Here is a 16,957-nt window from a genome sequence, read left to right as displayed (position 1 = left end):
ATCAGTCCTGGATAGACAGACGCGGTCAGTCGGCGCGGTCCAACGCGGTCTCCTCGCCGGGGTCCGGCTCGGGCCAGCCCGGGTACTCCGGTGGCGTGCCCCCGAAAGCCGGGCACCGTGCCTGATGCGCGCACCAGTCGCACAGCCGGCTCTTGTTCGGCCGGAAGTCGCCGGTCTTCCCGGCCCGCAGGATCGCCTGCCACACCGCGTCGAGGGTCCGCTCGAACCGGGTCAGCTCCGCCTCGTCCGGCGTGTAGGTGAGCGACTGGCGGTCGGCCAGGTACATCAGCCGCAGCTGGCGCGGCACCACACCGCGCAGCCGCCACAGGGCCAGCGCGTAGAACTTCATCTGGAACAATGCCTTGGCCTCGCCGATCTCCCGCGGCGCGGTGCCCGTCTTGTAGTCGACCACCCGGATCTCGCCCGTGGGCGCGACGTCGAGCCGGTCGATGTACCCGCGCAGCAGCACGCCCGAGCTCAGCTCGGTCTCCACCAGCAGCTCCCGCGCCTCGGGGTCGAGCCGGCGCGGATCCTCCAGCGTGAAGTACCCGTCGATCAGGTTCGCGGCGGACTCGAGCCAACCGGTCAGGACCGCCTCGTCGTCGAACAGCTCCGCGAGCTCCGGCCGCTCCTCCCGCAGCCGCTGCCACACCGGCGCCAGCAGCGCGTGCGCCCGGTCCGGAACCCGATCGGCGGCCGGCAGGCCGAACAGCTCCTCGAGCACCGCGTGCACCACGATCCCGCGCACCTGCGCCGGCGACGGGGTCTCCGGCAGCCGGTCGACCGCACGGAACCGGTAGAGCAGCGGGCACTGCTTGAAGTCCCCGGCACGCGACGGCGACAGCGCGGGTCTCCGCGGCGCCGGGACGTCGGCGGCGGCGGGGAGCGCGGCGATCTCGGTCATGGCACGAACCCTAGGCGACGGCACCGACACTCCGGGGGCCTTCGGCTCGCGTGTCGAAGGCCCCCGATCGGGGGCGTGGTCATCACGACCGCCCCACACCCGTCACCACTACCCTGCAATGGTGAGCACGACCTGGACGTCGGACCGGGACGGCGGCCTGCTGCTGTTCCGGTTCCGTGGCGTGCCCGTGCTCCTCTCGCCGTCCTGGTGGATCGGCTCGGTCGCCGTCATCGTGCTCTACGCGCCGCTGGTCAACCGGTTCCTGCCGGAGGCGACCGCGGTGGTCTCGATCCTGCTCGCGGCCGCGTTCGCGATCCTGCTCGGCGCGTCCGTGCTGGCCCACGAGCTCGGCCACTGCGTCGTCGCGCTGCGCCTCGGGATCCCGGTCCGGCGGTTGCGGCTGTTCCTGCTGGGCGGGCTCGCCGAGATCACCCGTACCCCCCGAAGACCCGCGCACGAGGGTGTGATCGCCGCGGCGGGCCCGGCCGTGTCGGCCGTGCTCGCCGGGTTGTGCGGGTTCGTGTTGGTGTTCATGCCGGCCGAGGGGCCGGTGTGGCTGCTGGTTCTCGAGTGCGCGGTGGCCAACGTCGCGGTCGCCGTGTTCAACCTGTTGCCCGGACTGCCGTTGGACGGCGGGCGGATGCTTCGGGCCGGCGTGTGGGCGGTGTTCGGCGAGCGCGGGACCGGTACGCGGGCCGCCGTGGTCGGTGGCTGGTTGGTCGCCGGGCTGCTGATGCTGTGGGCGCTGTGGGGGCTCGCCACCGACAGCCCGGACCGCTGGCTGCGGCTGGGCGTGTGCGCGCTGACCGCATGGTTCGTCGCGTCCGGCGCGCGCGGCGAGCTGGCCGCCGACCAGCGCCGGAGCTGGCCCGAGGGCCTCGTGCTCGCCGACCTCACCCGGCCGATCCTGCAGCTGCCCGCGGAGAGCCCGGTCGCCGACGCGCTCGCCGCCGCGGCCGGTCGCGGTGTGGTGCTGGTTCGTGCGGACGGGGTGGCCGCCGGACTGCTCGACCCGTACGCCGCGGAGCGGCTGGCTGAGCGGAACCCGATGGCACCCGCCGAGCAGGCCGCCGAGCCGATCCGGCCGGAGTCCGTGCTCCTGGACTCCGAGCCGGGGGAGGACATCGTCGAGCGTGTGCAGGAGACCGCCGCGTGGCAGTTCCTGGTGGTCGACCACGACGGCCGGCCGGCGGGCGTGCTGCGGCGGGAGGACCTGCGGGCCGGCCTGACCGGGCACCACTGAGACACCGCCGAGACACGCCTGAAGCGCGGCGGTCCGGAGGTCAGGTCGTCGGGATCGGGTTCGGCGGCACCTCGCTGTTCGCCGGGCCGTCCTCGCCACCGCCGTCCTCGCTGCCGCCGTCCTGACCGCCGCCGTCCTCCTCGCCGGCGTAGAGGCCGCAGACCTGCCAGCCGTCGCCCTGCTGGGCGACCGTCATCTTCTTGGTCTCCTCGTTGTTGTCGTCCTCGACCTCGATGAGGACCAGCGTGAACGTGCCGCCGTCGGACGTGGACTCGTAGTCCCTCATCTCGATCCGGACCTCTTCGACGTCGGGCGAGGACTCGGCGCTCTCCTCCGCGTCCGCCTGCGCGTCGCGAAGCGAGCCTTCCAGCTCCGTGAAGTCCTCGGCGCAGGCTAGCGGCTTCAGCGCCGAGAGGTCGACGTCCGCCAGATCGGTGTTGAGCGCCTTCTCGAACTCCCGCACGTAGGACTCGGCCGTGGAGCGGGCGTCCCCGGCGCCATCGCCGCCCGACCCGCCACCGCCGTCGTCGTCGCGGTTGAGCAGGAAGTACGCGGCGACACCCCCGCCGCCGACGACGAGGATCGCCACGATGATCAGGCTGGCGATCAGACCCTTCCTCGGCTTTGCCGGCGGCGGACCGGCCGGGAAGCCCCCGTGCGGACCGGCTGGGAAGCCCCCGTGCGGACCAGGCGGGAAGCCACCGGGCATCCCCGGCGGCTGCTGGTAGGGGTCTTGCGGGTACGGACCTCGTGGCTGCTGCGGATCGAACGGCCCGGGCGGCGGACCGGGCGGTTGCGGCGGGTAGGACATGGCTCCCCCGACGGTCGGGTGCGCTGGACGACGTGAGGCTATCCGTTGGAGCACCGCCGTACGGGCACCTTCGTGTTGTCTGCGACGATCAACCGGACTCGGTCGAAGGGAGCAGGGTGGCGGAGGTCAGGGCGAGCGGGCCGTTCCGGGTGGGGGATCGGGTGCAGCTCACCGATCCGAAGGGCAGGCACTACACCCTCGTGCTGACCCCGGGCGGGCAGTACCACACGCACCGCGGCGCGGTGTCCCACGACGAGGTCATCGGCAAGCCGGAGGGCTCGCTGGTCACGTCGGCCGGCGGTACGGCCTACCTCGCGCTGCGCCCGCTGCTGGCCGACTACGTGCTGTCGATGCCGCGCGGCGCGCAGGTGATCTACCCCAAGGACGCCAGCCAGATCATCATGTGGGGCGACATCTTCCCCGGTGCCCGCGTGCTCGAGGCCGGCGCCGGCTCCGGTGCGCTGACGTGCTCATTGCTACGGGCCGTCGGACCCGAGGGCCGGGTGACCTCCTACGAGGTCCGCGCCGACCACGCCGAGCACGCCGAGCGGAACGTGACCGCGTTCTTCGGCGAGCGGCCGGACAACTGGGACCTGCGGGTGCGCGACCTCGCCGAGCACGGCGCCGACGGTTCCGGCGAGTCCGGTGAGTCCGGTGAGGCGGACCGGATGATCCTGGACATGCTCGCGCCGTGGGAGATGCTGCCCGTCGCGGCGCGCAGCGTGATCCCCGGTGGCGTGCTCGTGGTCTACGTCGCGACGACGACCCAGCTGTCCAAGGTCACCGAGGGGCTGCGCGAGCGGCAGTGCTGGACCGAGCCGCAGGCCTGGGAGACGCTGATGCGCCCGTGGCACGTGGTCGGTCTGGCCGTACGGCCCGAGCATCGCATGGTGGCGCACACGGCGTTCGTGCTGACCGCCCGGCGCCTGGCCGAGGGCGTCGTGACGCCCCGGCCGCAGCGCCGGGCTCAGCGCGCCTGATCCGTCACAGCACGCACCACCGGCCGTCGCGCCGCTCCATCGGCACCGGCACGACCGTCGGCTCGCTGCCCGCGATCGACAGCTCGATCTGCGCGGTCGCCTTGTCGCCGGTGATCTGGGGGTTCTCCGCCAGCCGGGCGGTTGCCCGGGGCGGGAAGCTGTCGACCGAGCCGACCGTGCTCGGGTCGCAGCTCAGCTTCCTCATCGTGTCGACGTCTCGCGTGTTGATCGCGGTCGTGGCCTGCTCGGCGGTCTCGCGGGCGGCCGCCACGTTCTCGTTGGCCGGCGGGGGCGGGGCCGCCGCTGAGGTCGGCCGCGAGGCGGGCGGCTCGGACGGCGGGGGTGTCGAGGAGGGCGTGTCGGGCGGCGGGGTCCCGGTGATCGTCGGCTGCGACGGGTTGCCCGCGACGTCCTCGTCGCCGGACGCCGCCACCAGGTAGATCCCGACGCCGATGGCCGCGAGCACGACCACCGCCGCGGCGACGATCATGAGCGACGTCCGCCGCCCTGCCTTGTCCTGCGGTGTCTCGTCCCGAGCCTCGGGCGGTGTCTCGTCCGGTGTCTCGGATGATGTCTCGTCCGGTGTCTCGTCCGGCTTCCCCGGCGGTAAGTCGTCGTTCATGACGTCGCCCTCAGATCGCCACGCACCAGCGGTCCTCCCGGTTCTCCAACAACAACGCGGTCTCGCCGTCGCCGACCCGCAGCTGCGCGGTTCCGACGGCTCCTTCCAGCACCTCGACCTCGACCAGCCGGACCTCGCGGCCCTCGGTGACCGAGAACAGCGTGCCCGCGTTCTCGCGTTCGCAGGTCAGGTCGGTCGCCGCGGCCTCGTCCCGGCCGTTCACCGCGTCAACGTAGTCACGTGCGGTCGACTCCAGCTCATCGGTGCTCACCCGGCCCGGTTCGGCCGTCGAGTCCGTACCGCCGCCCGGCCGCGAGTCGGTGCCCTCCGGCGCGGTCGGGTCCGCCGGTGCGGTTGGTCCCGGTCGCGGCTCCCCGGCCTCGGGATCGGGATCGGGCCGGAAGAACAGGAGGTACACGCCGAGGCCGAGGACACCGAGCACCAGCGACGCGGCCAGCAGCAGGACGGCGATCATGCCGGCCCGCCGCAGGAGTGGCCGGTCGGTGATCAGGCGGCCTCCCCCTCACCGCAGAAGCGCCACTCGCCGTCCTCCTCGACGATCTTGATGAAGATGGTCGGCCGCTCGGTGGTGCCGGCCTGGGACAGCTCGAGGTCGATGTCAGCCGTCGCCGTGTTGCCGTTGACCTTCGGCTCGCCGCTCGCCGTGGCGGTGATCTCGTACGGCGCCAGGGTCTGCTCCAGGCTGGAGGTGTCCGTGCCGTACTGGCTCTTGTAGGCCGCGCAGGCGCTGTCCACGACGTCGCGGAAACTCTTGTTCTCGTACGCCTGCATGTACGCGTCGCGCACGTCGTCGGGGGAGTTGGTCGCGCCGTTCTGATCGTCGGGCGGCTTGTCCCCGGAGGTCGGCGCGGAGGTCTGGTCGGAGGTCTGGTCGGAGTCCGCGGTGGTGGTCTTGTCTTCCTTGGTCAGCACGTAGATCGCGACGCCGCCGCCACCGAGGACGAGCAGCACGATCAGCACGATCGCGATGATCATGCCGGTGTTGCGCTTCTTGGGCGGCGGCGGCGGTGGAGGCGGGCCGTAGCTGCCGAGGCCCTGGTAGGAGGATTGGCCGCCGTAGGGCGGGGTCTGCGGGGGCGGTTGTTGGCCGTACGGGTCCTGCCCGTAGGGACCCGGCTGCTGCGGTGGATAGGTCATGTGGGCCCGGACTCCTTCGAGACGTGTTGCCAACACAAAAGCTAGACGGAGCCGTCGAACGACCCGTTCCCCCGGAAACCATCGTATGGCCCCGAAAAGCGTGATCGCCGCCGGGCTGGGCCCGGCGGCGACCGTCATCGAGCGGCGCGGCGTCAGCTCACGGCCCCGATCCGCCTCCACCGCCCGCGGGCTGGAAGTCCTTGAGGCACCAGCCGCTCTCGTCCGCCATGACCAGGTCCGCCGTCGTGTTCAGCGAGCTCTCCGGCAGCCCCTCCGGCAGGTCGCCGCTGAACGAGATCTTGACGTCTGCACGAGCCTCGCTGCCGCTCTCCTCGACCGAGCCGAGCTCGAACTTGATCTCCACACCACCGGGGAGCTGCCCTTCGAAGTCGCCGGCGTCGACCGAGCCGGACTTGGCCGACTCACAGGCAAGATCGTCGAGAGTCTGGGCGTCCTTGTTGTTGAGGGCCTCGACCGCCGACTCGGCAAGGTCTTGCGGACTGCCGCTCGACCCGCTCGTCAGCACGAAGATGAGCACGACCGCGACCGCCACCACGACCGCGCCGCCGCCGGCCAGAATCCACGGCATCTTGCTCTTTTTTTGCGGACCGTAACCGTAACCACCCGGCTGGCCGTATGGCGCGGACTGTCCATATTGCGCCGGTTGGCCGAACGCTCCGGGTTGCTGCGGCTGCGGTCCGGACTGGGGGAAACCGCCCTGCGGCGGGTAGCCTCCCTGCTGCGGGTAACCACCCTGCTGCGGATAGCCACCAGGCGGCTGACCAGGGCCGGGCTGGCCTCCATAGCCCGGCTGCCCTCCCCAGGGGCCTGGCTGCTGCGGCGGTTGCGACATCGAACATCTCCTTCATCGTGGCGGTCTCGGCGCCAAGTCTGGTGTGGACGTCTGCCTCGTCTGGGTGAGCGTCGTACCTGACGCACCGTAGCGGGTGGGTGGTTCCATCACTCGCTGAGATGGCGCAATCTACCGGCGGCCACGTCGGTTTCCGCGAAGTGACGCGACAGTTCCGAGATGTGGATGCTCTTTTCTTGTCGGTATGCACCGGTACCGTGGTCGGTAAGAGAATTTAGCGGGAGGAGGTGCCGACATGCAGCACGATCGTCCCGGTGGTCGGCCTGAGGAGGCCGACGAGCACGGCGCTGGACTTGAGCCGGGCTCCGGGCATGAGCCGTCGGAGACCGCCCAGATCCGGTTCCTCGAGGAGGAAGTAGCGCTGCTGCGCCGGAAGCTGACGGACTCGCCTCGGCATGCCCGGCTGCTCGAGCAACGGCTCGCCGAGGCCTCGGAGCGGGTCAGCCAGCTGACCGAGCGCAACGCCAAGCTAGTGGAGACGCTGCGCGAGGCGCGCAGCCAGCTGCTCGCCCTGCGCGAGGAAGTGGATCGACTGGCCCAGCCGCCCAGCGGGTACGGCGTGTTCCTGGCGGGGCACGAGGACGGCACCGTCGACGTGTTCACCGCGGGCCGAAAGATGCGGGTCGCGGCGTCGCCCGCGGTCGAGGTGGACCAGTTACGCCGAGGCCAGTCGGTGCGGTTGAACGAGGCGCTGACGATCGTCGAGGCGGGTGAGTTCGAGCGTATCGGCGAGGTGTCGACGCTGCGCGAGCTGCTCGCCGAGGCGGAGCAGGACGCGCTGCCACAGCGTGCGCTGGTCGTCGGGCACGCCGACGAGGAGCGCGTGGTGTGGCTGGCCGATCCGCTGCGGGATGCCACGCTCAAGCCGGGCGACTCGCTGCTGGTCGATACGAAGTCGGGCTATGCCTACGAGCGGGTGCCCAAGGCCGAGGTCGAGGACCTGGTGCTGGAGGAGGTGCCGGACGTCGACTACGCGTCGATCGGCGGCCTGTTCCGGCAGATCGAGCAGATCCGCGACGCGGTCGAGCTGCCGTTCCTGCATGCCGAGCTGTTCCACGAGTACGAGCTGCGGCCGCCGAAGGGCGTCCTGCTGTACGGCCCGCCGGGCTGTGGCAAGACGCTCATCGCGAAGGCGGTGGCCAACTCGCTGGCCAAGCAGGTGGCGGCCATCCGGGGCGACGGCAACGCGTCCGAGGCGAAGTCGTACTTCCTCAACATCAAGGGCCCGGAGCTGCTGAACAAGTTCGTGGGCGAGACCGAGCGGCACATCCGGCTGATCTTCCAGCGTGCGCGGGAGAAGGCGTCGGAGGGAACCCCGGTCATCGTGTTCTTCGACGAGATGGACTCGATCTTCCGCACCCGAGGAAGCGGTGTGTCCTCGGATGTGGAGACCACGATCGTGCCTCAGTTGCTCAGTGAGATCGACGGTGTCGAGGGCCTCGAGAACGTGATCGTGATCGGTGCCTCCAACCGCGAGGACATGATCGACCCGGCGATCCTGCGCCCGGGCCGGCTCGACGTCAAGATCAAGATCGAGCGGCCGGACGCGGAGGCGGCGAAGGACATCTTCTCCAAGTACCTGACCGAGCGGCTGCCGATCCACGCCGAGGACCTCGCCGAGTTCGGCGGCGATCCCAAGGCGTGCATCGAGGCGATGATCCAGCACACGGTCGAGCGGATGTACGAGGAGACCGAGGATAACCGGTTCCTCGAGGTGACCTACGCCAACGGCGACAAGGAGGTGCTCTACTTCCGCGACTTCAACTCCGGCGCCATGATCCAGAACATCGTGGACCGGGCGAAGAAGGCGGCGATCAAGTCGGTGCTGGAGACCAAGCAGCCCGGCCTGCGCGTACAGCACCTGCTGGACGCGATCGTCGACGAGTTCGCGGAGAACGAGGACCTGCCCAACACCACCAACCCGGACGACTGGGCGCGGATCTCCGGCAAGAAGGGCGAGCGGATCGTCTACATCCGCACGCTCGTCACCGGCAAGAACCAGGAGTCCGGCCGGGCGATCGACACGGCGACGAACACGGGCCAGTACCTGTAGTTTCGCCGCATGGCAGGCCGCACGACGCAGAGGGCGGCGGGCACCAGCCGGCTTGGGCTGGGACTCGCCGCCCTCGGCCGTCCGGCCTACATCAACGTCGGCCGCGGCGAGCTGCCGGCGGACCGCTCTGTCGACGCGATGCGCGCGGCGTCCTGGCGGGTGCTCGACGACGCGTACGCGGCTGGCGTGCGCTGGGTCGACGTGGCCCGTTCGTATGGCCGTGCGGAGGAGTTCCTGGCCGACTGGCTCGCCGCGCGGGAACCGGCCGGCCTGACCGTGTCCAGCAAGTGGGGTTACGCGTACGTGGGCGACTGGCGGCTCGACGCGCCGGTGCACGAGGTGAAGGAGCACTCGCTGGCCCGGTTCACCGCGCAGTGGGCGCAGACCTCGGCGCTGCTCGGCCCGGCGCTGTCGCTGTACCAGGTGCACTCGCTCACCGCGGACAGCCCGCTGTTCGACGACCTCGCCCTGCAGGACGCGCTCACGGCGCTGCCCGTCCGCGTCGGCTTCTCCACGTCGGGCCCGCGGCAGGCGGAGACCGTACGGAGGGCCCTCGCCCTGGAGCGGCACGGGTCACCGGTGTTCACGGCCGTCCAGTCGACGTGGAACGTGCTGGAGCCGTCCGTGGGGGAGGCACTCGCCGAGGCACACGCGGCTGGCGCGCACGTGCTGGTCAAGGAGGCGCTGGCGAACGGCCGGCTCGCGGTCTCGCCACCGGCCCGGGTCGCCGGGCTGGCCGCCGCGCACGGGGTGGGCCCGGACGCCGTGGCGCTCGCCGCCGTGCTGGCGCGGCCGTGGGCGGACACGGTGCTGCTCGGCCCGGCGGGTCCGGGGCAGCTGCGGAGCAACCTCGCGGCGCTGCGGGTGCCCGAGGCGGGGGACCTCGGGGAGCTGGCCGTCGAGCCGGAGACCTACTGGCGGGATCGGGCCGCCCTTGCCTGGTCCTGATCCGGATCCCCGTAGGCTGGGGACATGCGCCGGATCATGGGCACCGAGGTCGAGTACGGCATCGCCGTACCCGGAGATGCCACCGCCAACCCGGTACTGACCTCCACCCAGGTCGTGCTGGCCTACGCCGCCGCCGCGGACATCCCGCGGGCGCGGCGCGCGAGGTGGGACTACGAGGTCGAGTCGCCGCTGCGTGACGCGCGCGGCTTCGACCTCGGCGCGCCCGGCATGCCGCCCGCCGACCCCGAGGTGGAGGACCTGGGCGCGGCCAACGTCATCCTCACCAACGGGGCCCGCCTCTACGTCGACCACGCGCACCCGGAGTACTCCGCGCCCGAGGTCACCAACGCCCGCGACGCCGTCGTCTGGGACAAGGCGGGGGAGCGGGTCATGGAGGAGGCCGCCATGCGCGCGGCCACCGTGCCGGGCCAGCCGCGCCTGCAGCTCTACAAGAACAACGTGGACGGCAAGGGCGCGAGCTACGGGACCCACGAGAACTACCTGATGGCCCGCAGCACCCCGTTCACCGCGGTGATCGCCGGCCTCACCCCGTTCTTCGCCTCCCGCCAGGTCGTCTGCGGCTCCGGCCGGGTCGGCCTCGGCGTGGCCGGCGAGGAGGCCGGCTTCCAGCTGTCCCAGCGCGCCGACTACATCGAGGTCGAGGTGGGCCTCGAGACGACCCTCAAGCGCGGCATCATCAACACCCGCGACGAGCCGCACGCCGACGCCGACAAGTACCGCCGCCTGCACGTGATCATCGGCGACGCGAACCTCGCGGAGACGTCCACGTACCTCAAGGTCGGCACCACCGCGCTGGTCCTCGACATGATCGAGAGCGGCCTGCGCTTCGACCACCTCAAGCTGGCCGACCCGGTCCGCGCGGTGCACACCCTGAGCCACGACCCGAGCCTGAAGGCGACCGTCGAGCTGACCGACGGGCGCAAGTTCACCGGCCTGGACATCCAGCAGGCCTATCACGAGCTCGTCTCCGAGAACCTGGACCGCACCGAGCAGGACGCGGTCTCCATGAACGTGCTCAGCACGTGGGGCGAGATTCTCGACGCGCTGGCCCGCGACCCGATGGAGTGCGCCGACCGGCTCGACTGGCCGGCGAAGCTGCGGCTGCTGGAGGGTTACCGCGCGCGGGACGCCCTCGGCTGGTCCGCGCCCCGCCTGCACCTGGTCGACCTGCAGTACTCCGACGTCCGGATGGCCAACGGCCTCTACAACCGCCTGGTCACCCGCGGCTCGATGAAGCGCCTGGTCACCGAGGAGGAGGTGACCTCGGCAATCACCACCCCGCCGCTGGACACGCGGGCGTTCTTCCGCGGTCGCTGCCTGGAGCGCTACCCGACCGCGATCGCCGCGGCCTCGTGGGACTCGGTTATCTTCGACCTCGGCCGCGAGTCGCTCGTCCGAATCCCGACGCTGGAGCCGCTGCGCGGCACCAAGGCGCACGTCGGCGAGCTGCTGGAGGCATCGGCGACGGCCGAGGAGCTGGTCGACGCGCTGACCGGCGGTTCCCGGCGCTGACGGGCGGCCGCGCGGTCTGATACGACTGTCCCATGGGTGGGGCCACCCGAACCTGGGACGTGGTGGTCGTCGGCGCCGGCCTGGCCGGGCTGACGGCGGCGAGCGTGCTGCGCCGCGCGGGCCGGGACGTGCTGGTCCTCGAGGCCCGCGACGAGGTCGGCGGTCGTACCCGGTCCCGCACGGTGGACGGCGGTGTCACCGACTTCGGCGGGGAGTGGGTCGGCTGGGCGCACCGCGGCATGCGGCGGCTCGTCGGCGAGCTCGGCCTCGACCTCGAACCGGCGGGCATGCTCGGCGCACCGGTGCTGTGGCGCCTGCCCTGCGGCGAGACCGGCGGCCGGCTGCCCCCGGTGCGCGTCTGGCGTGACCTGCTCCGCGTGCATGCCCGAGCGGCGCGCGACGGCCACGGCATCCATCCGGACGCGCCGTGGCGGGCCCGCTGGGCGGACGAGCTCGACGCCTGGTCGGTGGCCGACTGGCTCGACGAGCTCGACCTCGGCGCGGACAGCAGGTACCTGGTCGAACGGGTCCTGGGCGCGCTGGTGTGCGCGTCGCCGGACACGGTGTCGCTGCTGCACCTGCTGTGGCTGGCGCGCCTGGCCGGCGGCCCACTGCGCAGCCTGCACACGACCTTCCAGTGGCGGATCGCGCAGGGCGCCCAGGAGGTCGCGGTCCGGCTGGCGGCCGCGCTCGGCGGTGCGGTGCGGCTCGACTCGTTCGTGTCGGGTGTCGCGCAGGACGGCGGCCTCGACGGCGTCACGGTCTACACCGTCGACCGGACGTACCGGGCCCGGCGGGCTGTCGTCGCGGTGCCGGTCAGCCGGCTCGCGACCGTCGACTTCGATCCACCGCTGCCGGCCGGCCAGCGTGCGCTGTCCGGGCTGCGCGTCGGCGCGGGCACCAAGGCGGTCGCGACGCTGCCCGCGGGGCATCCGGTCCGGCACCGCACGGTCGTCGGCGGCGACGTGTTGTGGGGCGCCTGGCGCCGCGGTGACCGGGTCACCGGCTTCGTGCCGGCGGTGGCCGGGGCGATGCCGGACGACGTGCTGCTCGCGGACCTGGCGGTTGCCTTCCGCACTCGGCCGGAGCTGCTGCGGTCGGCACAGGTGTTCCGTTGGGCGGAACAGGAGCACGTCCTCGGCTGCGACGTGGCGTTCGCGCCCGGCGAGGTGTGCCGGCTCGGTCCCGTCCTCGCCCGGCCGCACGGCCTGGTCCGCTTCGCCGGTGCGGAACGCAGCGGCTGGCCGAACAACATGGAGGGCGCGGTCCGCGGCGGGGAGCGCGCGGCTCGGGAGACGCTCGCGGAGATGTGACCCGTTCACCGAGAGCGAATCGCGATCATCGCTCGGATGGTCCGCGACTATGTCGGTCCCGGTCGGTAGCCTGGTAGGCAGACACTATCCGGGAGGCGAAATGGCCCAGGAGCAGACGCAGCGGCAAGGCGGCGGTGACGGCGACGAGGATGTCGACGGTGGCGCCCCGGCCGGTCAGGAGCGCCGAGAGAAGCTCGGCGAGGACGTCGACACCATCCTCGACGAGATCGATGACGTGCTCGAGGAGAATGCCGAGGACTTCGTCCGCGCGTATGTCCAAAAGGGTGGCGAGTAGTTTCGTCCCGGCACCCCCGTCGGTCTCGTAACCAGGAACGAAAGCAGGCATGGAACACACTCCGTCCCGCGCCACGGCCGGCGCATCACTTCCGGCTGCCTACCTGACGGCCGAAACGTCCTCGTTCACCGACTTCCTGCGTGCGCAGGCGCCCCATCTGCTGCCGGGGCACGCGTGGCACCAGAACGAGCCCGTCCAGGCGCGCCGGAACGCCGCGGACCTGACCCCCGCCCCGCCGCACGGCACGACGATCGTCGCGGTCACCTTCGACGGCGGCGTGCTCATCGCGGGTGACCGCCGGGCGACCTCGGGCAACCTGATCTCCCAGCGCGACATGGAGAAGGTGTTCGTCGCCGACGACTACTCCGCGGTCGGCGTCGCCGGCACCGCGGGCCTCGCGCTCGACCTGGTCCGGCTCTACGCGCTGGAGCTGTCCCACTACGAGAAGATCGAGGGCGTCTCGCTGTCCCTGGACGGCAAGACGAACAAGCTGGCCACGCTGGTCCGCGGCAACCTCGAGGTGGCCATGGCGGGCCTCGCGGTGCTGCCGCTGTTCGTCGGCTTCGACACGGCGGCCGACGACCCGTCCACGGCCGGGCGGATCGTGTCGTTCGACGTGGTCGGCGGCCGGTACGAGGAGCGGGCGGGCTTCCACTCGGTCGGCTCCGGCTCGCTGTTCGCTCGCTCGGCGCTCAAGAAGCTCTACGACCCGGGCAGCGACGTGCAGACGGCCGTCCGGCACGCGGTGGAGGCGCTGTACGACGCCGCGGACGACGACTCGGCCACCGGCGGCCCCGACCTGGCCCGCAAGATCTACCCGAGCATCATCACGATCACCGGCACCGACGGCGCGGTCCACGTGCCCGACGAGGAGGCCGCCGCGGTGGCCGAGACCGTCGTGACAGACCGCGCCAGCCACCCCCGCGGCTGATCCGAACCACCGACCGAGACGTTTCCACCGAGACATTTCCACCGAGACACTTCGAACCCACGAGGAGCCACCGCCGTGACCATGCCGCTGTACGCCTCGCCCGAGCAGTTGATGCGGGACCGCTCGGAGTACGCCCGCAAGGGCATCGCGCGGGGCCGCAGTGTGGTCGCGCTCAAGTACTCCGGCGGTGTGCTGTTCGTGGCCGAGAACCCGTCGAACACCCTGCACAAGGTCTCCGAGATCTACCACCGCATCGGGTTCGCGGCCGCGGGCCGGTTCTCCGAGTACGAGAGCCTGCGCCGCGGCGGCATCCGGCACGTCGACCTGTGGGGCTACGCCAACGACCCGCAGGACGTGTCGGCCCGACAGCTCGCCAACGTCTACGCCCAGACGCTCGCGTCGATCTTCACCGACCAGCTCAAGCCGTTCGAGGTGGAGATCTGCGTGGCCGAGGTGGGTGCCACGCCGGAGACCGACCAGCTCTACCGGCTGACCTACGACGGCTCGATCGTCGACGAGCCGCACTACCTGGTGATGGGCGGCCAGACCGAGCCGATCCTGAACACGATGAAGGACGCCTACCAGGAGGGCATGTCGTTGCAGGACGCGGTCGCGTTCGCGATGAGCGCGCTGTCCTCGGGCACCACCGGCAACGGCGACAACGGCATCCGCAAGGTCGAGATCGCGGTCCTGGAGCGGTCCCGCCCGCGGCGGGCGTTCCGGCGCATCGAGGGTGCCGCGCTCGCCGCGGTGCTCCCGTCCGGCGAGGAGCCCGACAAGACGCCGGACGAGAAGCCCGAGAGCGGGCCGGCGGACTCCGCGTCCGGGGACGACGCCAAGGGCGACTCGGACAAGAGCTGATCATCGTGCACGGAGAGTCCCGGTCGATGACGCGTTCATCTCAGCTCGGGCGGCCCGAGCACCGTCGGGCTCGCAACGCCTAGGCTAAGAGGATGCAGCGGCGGATCTTCGGTATCGAAACCGAGTTCGGCGTGACCTGTACGTTTCACGGGCAGCGCAGGCTGAGCCCGGACGAGGTCGCGCGGTACCTGTTTCGGCGGGTGGTGTCCTGGGGCCGGTCGTCGAACGTGTTCCTGCGCAACGGCTCACGCCTCTACCTCGATGTCGGCTCGCACCCCGAGTACGCCACCGCGGAGTGCGACGACCTCGTGCAGCTGGTCACGCACGACAAGGCGGGTGAGCGGATCCTCGAGGACCTGCTCGTCGACGCCGAGCGCCGGCTCGCCGACGAGGGCATCGGCGGCGACATCTTCCTGTTCAAGAACAACACCGACTCGGCCGGCAACTCCTACGGCTGCCACGAGAACTACCTGGTGACGCGGGCGGGGGAGTTCTCCCGGATCGCCGACGTGCTGCTGCCGTTCCTGGTCACCCGTCAGCTGGTCTGCGGAGCCGGCAAGGTTCTGCAGACCCCGCGTGGCGCGGTGTACTGCCTCTCGCAGCGTGCCGAGCACATCTGGGAGGGAGTCTCCTCGGCGACCACCCGGTCGCGTCCGATCATCAACACCCGCGACGAGCCGCACGCCGACGCCGAGCGCTACCGCCGCCTGCACGTGATCGTCGGCGACTCGAACATGGCCGAGGCCACGACGCTGCTGAAGGTCGGCAGCGCGAACCTGGTGCTCGAGATGATCGAAGACGGCGTCCAGTTCCGGGACTTCAGCCTGGACAACCCGATCCGCGCGATCCGCGAGATCAGCCACGACCTGACCGGCCGCCGGCTGGTCCGGCTGGCGGGCGGTCGCGAGGCGTCGGCGCTGGACATCCAGCGCGAGTACTACGCCCGCGCGGTCGAGCACGTCGCCAAGCGCTCGCCAGACCCGGTCGCCGACCGCGTCATCGAGCTGTGGGGTCGCACGCTGGACGCGGTGGAGCAGCAGGACCTGACCCGCATCGACCGCGAGATCGACTGGGCCGTGAAGCACCGGCTGGTCGAGCGGTACCGCGCGAAGCACGGCCTGGAGCTGTCGAGCCCGCGGATCGCGCAGCTGGACCTGGCGTACCACGACATCCGCCGGGGGCGCGGCATCTTCGATCTGTTGCAGCGCAAGGATCTCGTGGCCCGGGTGACCGAGGACGGCGAGATCGAGGCCGCGAAGGACACCCCGCCGCAGACCACCCGAGCCAAGCTGCGCGGCGACTTCATCGCGGCGGCACAGCAGGCGGGCCGCGACTTCACGGTCGACTGGGTGCACCTGAAGCTGAACGACCAGGCCCAGCGCACGGTCCTGTGCAAGGACCCGTTCCGAGCGGTCGACGAGCGCGTGGAACGCCTGATCGCCTCCCTCTGAGCCCGTCCTTCGGCGCTGTTCGCCCGGTGGTGGTGCCGGATTGTCTCGATTGGACAGAGTGTCTCGATTGGACAGAGTGTCTCCGGGCGCGGACATGGGAGAACGCCGCGCCCGGAGCATCGGCCTTCCGGGCGCGGCGTCGGGGAGCCGCTAGACCTTCGTCAGCTCCCGCTCCGGTTCGGCGCCGCCCTCCCTCAGCCCGACCCGGCCGTGCACCCGCCGCAGGAACGCCGGTGCCCACCACGCGCCCCGGCCGAGCACCCGCATGCCGACCGGCACCAGGACCCCGCGGATCAGCGTGGCGTCGATGAGGATCGCGAGCCCCGAGCCGATGCCGAACATCTGGATGAAGCTGACCCCGCTCGTGCCGAACGCCAGCAGGCTCACGGCGAGCAGCACCGCGGCCATCGTGATCAGCCGGCCGGTCCGGGACAGCCCACGGGTCACCGCGTCGCGCGGCGTGGCGCCCAGGTCGTGCATCTCCTTGATCCGGCTGAGCACGAACACCTCGTAGTCCATCGACAGCCCGAACACGATGCAGAACAACAGCACCAGCATGCTCGTGTCGAGCGGCAGCGGCGTGAAGCCGAGCCACGATGCCAGCCAGCCCTCCTGGAAGATCAGCACCATCGTGCCGAGCGTGGCGGACAGGCCGAGCACGTTGAACAGCAGCGCTCGCACGGGCTGCAGCAGGCTGCCGGTGAACAGGAACAGCAGCAGGAACGTGCTGATCGCGATGAGCCCACCGGCCACCGGCAGCCGGCTCGCGATCGCGTCCTTGCTGTCGACCAGCCGCGCGGCCTCGCCGCCGACGAGGACGTCCGCGTCGCCGGTCGGCACGGCGCGAATCGTCGCCACGAGGTCCTGGCCCGCCGCGGAGTGCGCGTCGTGTTCGGTCAGCACGGTGAGCCGCTGCGGGCCCGACTCGGCCGCCATCGCCGGGTCGCCGGGGCCGGCGGGGCGGCCGTCGGCGAACGTGGCGG

At 71.4% G+C, this 16,957-nt stretch carries 17 protein-coding genes; 10 read left to right on the top strand and 7 right to left on the bottom strand.

The genetic code is table 11. The annotated features are described in order from the left end of the window. Positions 1-25: 25 nt before the first annotated feature. Complete coding sequence (locus ACRDTB_RS14095) at positions 26-904, bottom strand: RecB family exonuclease (RefSeq protein ID WP_431430665.1); 879 nt, start codon at positions 902-904, stop codon at positions 26-28. 121 nt (positions 905-1,025) lie between these two features. Between ACRDTB_RS14095 and ACRDTB_RS14090 the strand changes: the two genes are divergently transcribed. Then, positions 1,026-2,147 (top strand): site-2 protease family protein, encoded by a 1,122-nt coding sequence (locus ACRDTB_RS14090; RefSeq protein ID WP_431430664.1) that lies wholly within the window; start codon positions 1,026-1,028, stop codon positions 2,145-2,147. Between the two features lie 40 nt (positions 2,148-2,187). On the opposite strand, the gene ACRDTB_RS14085 is transcribed toward ACRDTB_RS14090, so the two are convergent. Continuing rightward, on the bottom strand, positions 2,188-2,958 hold the full coding sequence (locus ACRDTB_RS14085; RefSeq protein WP_431430663.1) for a hypothetical protein: 771 nt from the start codon (positions 2,956-2,958) through the stop codon (positions 2,188-2,190). A gap of 116 nt (positions 2,959-3,074) precedes the next feature. On the opposite strand from ACRDTB_RS14085, the gene ACRDTB_RS14080 reads away from it, so the two are divergent. Then, entirely contained in the window at positions 3,075-3,938 is an 864-nt protein-coding gene (locus ACRDTB_RS14080) for a tRNA (adenine-N1)-methyltransferase (RefSeq protein WP_431430662.1), read from the top strand. A gap of 4 nt (positions 3,939-3,942) precedes the next feature. Here the strand turns inward: ACRDTB_RS14080 and ACRDTB_RS14075 are convergent, their stop codons facing one another. From ACRDTB_RS14075 to ACRDTB_RS14060, 4 genes are all read right to left on the bottom strand, one after another. Then, a complete protein-coding gene (locus tag ACRDTB_RS14075; protein ID WP_431430661.1) occupies positions 3,943-4,560 on the bottom strand; it encodes a hypothetical protein in 618 nt (205 codons plus the stop codon). Between the two features lie 10 nt (positions 4,561-4,570). Continuing rightward, positions 4,571-5,035 carry a hypothetical protein gene (locus ACRDTB_RS14070; protein ID WP_431430660.1) on the bottom strand — a complete coding sequence of 155 codons (465 nt, stop codon included), beginning with the start codon at positions 5,033-5,035 and terminating at the stop codon, positions 4,571-4,573. Positions 5,036-5,067: 32 nt separating this feature from the next. Beyond that, positions 5,068-5,718 carry a hypothetical protein gene (locus ACRDTB_RS14065; RefSeq protein WP_431430659.1) on the bottom strand — a complete coding sequence of 217 codons (651 nt, stop codon included), beginning with the start codon at positions 5,716-5,718 and terminating at the stop codon, positions 5,068-5,070. A gap of 157 nt (positions 5,719-5,875) precedes the next feature. Then, positions 5,876-6,307 (bottom strand): hypothetical protein, encoded by a 432-nt coding sequence (locus ACRDTB_RS14060; RefSeq protein WP_431430658.1) that lies wholly within the window; start codon positions 6,305-6,307, stop codon positions 5,876-5,878. Between the two features lie 517 nt (positions 6,308-6,824). Here ACRDTB_RS14060 and arc point away from each other — a divergent pair. The 8 genes from arc to pafA all read left to right on the top strand — a co-directional run bounded on the left by arc (position 6,825) and on the right by pafA (position 15,974). Then, a complete protein-coding gene (arc, locus tag ACRDTB_RS14055; protein WP_431430657.1) occupies positions 6,825-8,642 on the top strand; it encodes a proteasome ATPase in 1,818 nt (605 codons plus the stop codon). A 9-nt stretch (positions 8,643-8,651) separates the two neighbouring features. Continuing rightward, positions 8,652-9,590, top strand: a complete 939-nt coding sequence (locus ACRDTB_RS14050; protein WP_431430655.1) for an aldo/keto reductase — start codon at positions 8,652-8,654, stop codon at positions 9,588-9,590. A gap of 24 nt (positions 9,591-9,614) precedes the next feature. Then, entirely contained in the window at positions 9,615-11,123 is a 1,509-nt protein-coding gene (dop, locus tag ACRDTB_RS14045) for a depupylase/deamidase Dop (protein WP_431430654.1), read from the top strand. Positions 11,124-11,155: 32 nt separating this feature from the next. Further along, the gene (locus ACRDTB_RS14040; protein WP_431430653.1) at positions 11,156-12,436 is read left to right on the top strand and encodes a flavin monoamine oxidase family protein; all 1,281 of its coding nucleotides are present in this window, start codon (positions 11,156-11,158) and stop codon (positions 12,434-12,436) included. Positions 12,437-12,536: 100 nt separating this feature from the next. Then, a complete protein-coding gene (locus ACRDTB_RS14035) occupies positions 12,537-12,731 on the top strand; it encodes a ubiquitin-like protein Pup (protein WP_331077889.1) in 195 nt (64 codons plus the stop codon). Positions 12,732-12,780: 49 nt separating this feature from the next. Next, positions 12,781-13,662: a proteasome subunit beta gene (gene prcB / locus ACRDTB_RS14030; protein WP_431430651.1), complete on the top strand. Its 882-nt coding sequence runs from the start codon at positions 12,781-12,783 to the stop codon at positions 13,660-13,662. Between the two features lie 75 nt (positions 13,663-13,737). Continuing rightward, positions 13,738-14,523, top strand: coding sequence for a proteasome subunit alpha (gene prcA / locus ACRDTB_RS14025; protein ID WP_431430649.1), 786 nt, complete (start codon positions 13,738-13,740; stop codon positions 14,521-14,523). 92 nt (positions 14,524-14,615) lie between these two features. Beyond that, complete coding sequence (pafA, locus tag ACRDTB_RS14020; protein ID WP_431430648.1) at positions 14,616-15,974, top strand: Pup--protein ligase; 1,359 nt, start codon at positions 14,616-14,618, stop codon at positions 15,972-15,974. 150 nt (positions 15,975-16,124) lie between these two features. Here pafA and ACRDTB_RS14015 read toward each other — a convergent pair. Further along, a partial coding sequence (locus tag ACRDTB_RS14015) for an MMPL family transporter (RefSeq protein ID WP_431430647.1) occupies positions 16,125-16,957 on the bottom strand: 833 nt, incomplete at its 5' end.

Source organism: Actinophytocola sp., from assembly GCF_050699935.1.
Taxonomy (GTDB): Bacteria; Actinomycetota; Actinomycetes; order Mycobacteriales; family Pseudonocardiaceae; genus Actinophytocola.
Note: the sequence above shows the minus strand (reverse complement) of the source record. Positions and strands in the feature narration are given on the sequence as shown.

Excerpts from the sequence above, each read along its gene's own strand:
- ACRDTB_RS14095 (WP_431430665.1), bottom strand. The coding sequence starts at position 904 with ATGACCGAGATCGCCGCGCTCCCCGCCGCCGCCGACGTCCCGGCGCCG.
- ACRDTB_RS14085 (WP_431430663.1), bottom strand. The coding sequence starts at position 2,958 with ATGTCCTACCCGCCGCAACCGCCCGGTCCGCCGCCCGGGCCGTTCGAT.
- ACRDTB_RS14075 (WP_431430661.1), bottom strand. The coding sequence starts at position 4,560 with ATGAACGACGACTTACCGCCGGGGAAGCCGGACGAGACACCGGACGAG.
- ACRDTB_RS14070 (WP_431430660.1), bottom strand. The coding sequence starts at position 5,035 with ATGATCGCCGTCCTGCTGCTGGCCGCGTCGCTGGTGCTCGGTGTCCTC.
- ACRDTB_RS14065 (WP_431430659.1), bottom strand. The coding sequence starts at position 5,718 with ATGACCTATCCACCGCAGCAGCCGGGTCCCTACGGGCAGGACCCGTAC.
- ACRDTB_RS14060 (WP_431430658.1), bottom strand. The coding sequence starts at position 6,307 with ATGCCGTGGATTCTGGCCGGCGGCGGCGCGGTCGTGGTGGCGGTCGCG.
- arc (WP_431430657.1), top strand. The coding sequence starts at position 6,825 with ATGCAGCACGATCGTCCCGGTGGTCGGCCTGAGGAGGCCGACGAGCAC.
- ACRDTB_RS14050 (WP_431430655.1), top strand. The coding sequence starts at position 8,652 with ATGGCAGGCCGCACGACGCAGAGGGCGGCGGGCACCAGCCGGCTTGGG.
- dop (WP_431430654.1), top strand. The coding sequence starts at position 9,615 with ATGCGCCGGATCATGGGCACCGAGGTCGAGTACGGCATCGCCGTACCC.
- ACRDTB_RS14040 (WP_431430653.1), top strand. The coding sequence starts at position 11,156 with ATGGGTGGGGCCACCCGAACCTGGGACGTGGTGGTCGTCGGCGCCGGC.
- ACRDTB_RS14035 (WP_331077889.1), top strand. The coding sequence starts at position 12,537 with ATGGCCCAGGAGCAGACGCAGCGGCAAGGCGGCGGTGACGGCGACGAG.
- prcB (WP_431430651.1), top strand. The coding sequence starts at position 12,781 with ATGGAACACACTCCGTCCCGCGCCACGGCCGGCGCATCACTTCCGGCT.
- pafA (WP_431430648.1), top strand. The coding sequence starts at position 14,616 with ATGCAGCGGCGGATCTTCGGTATCGAAACCGAGTTCGGCGTGACCTGT.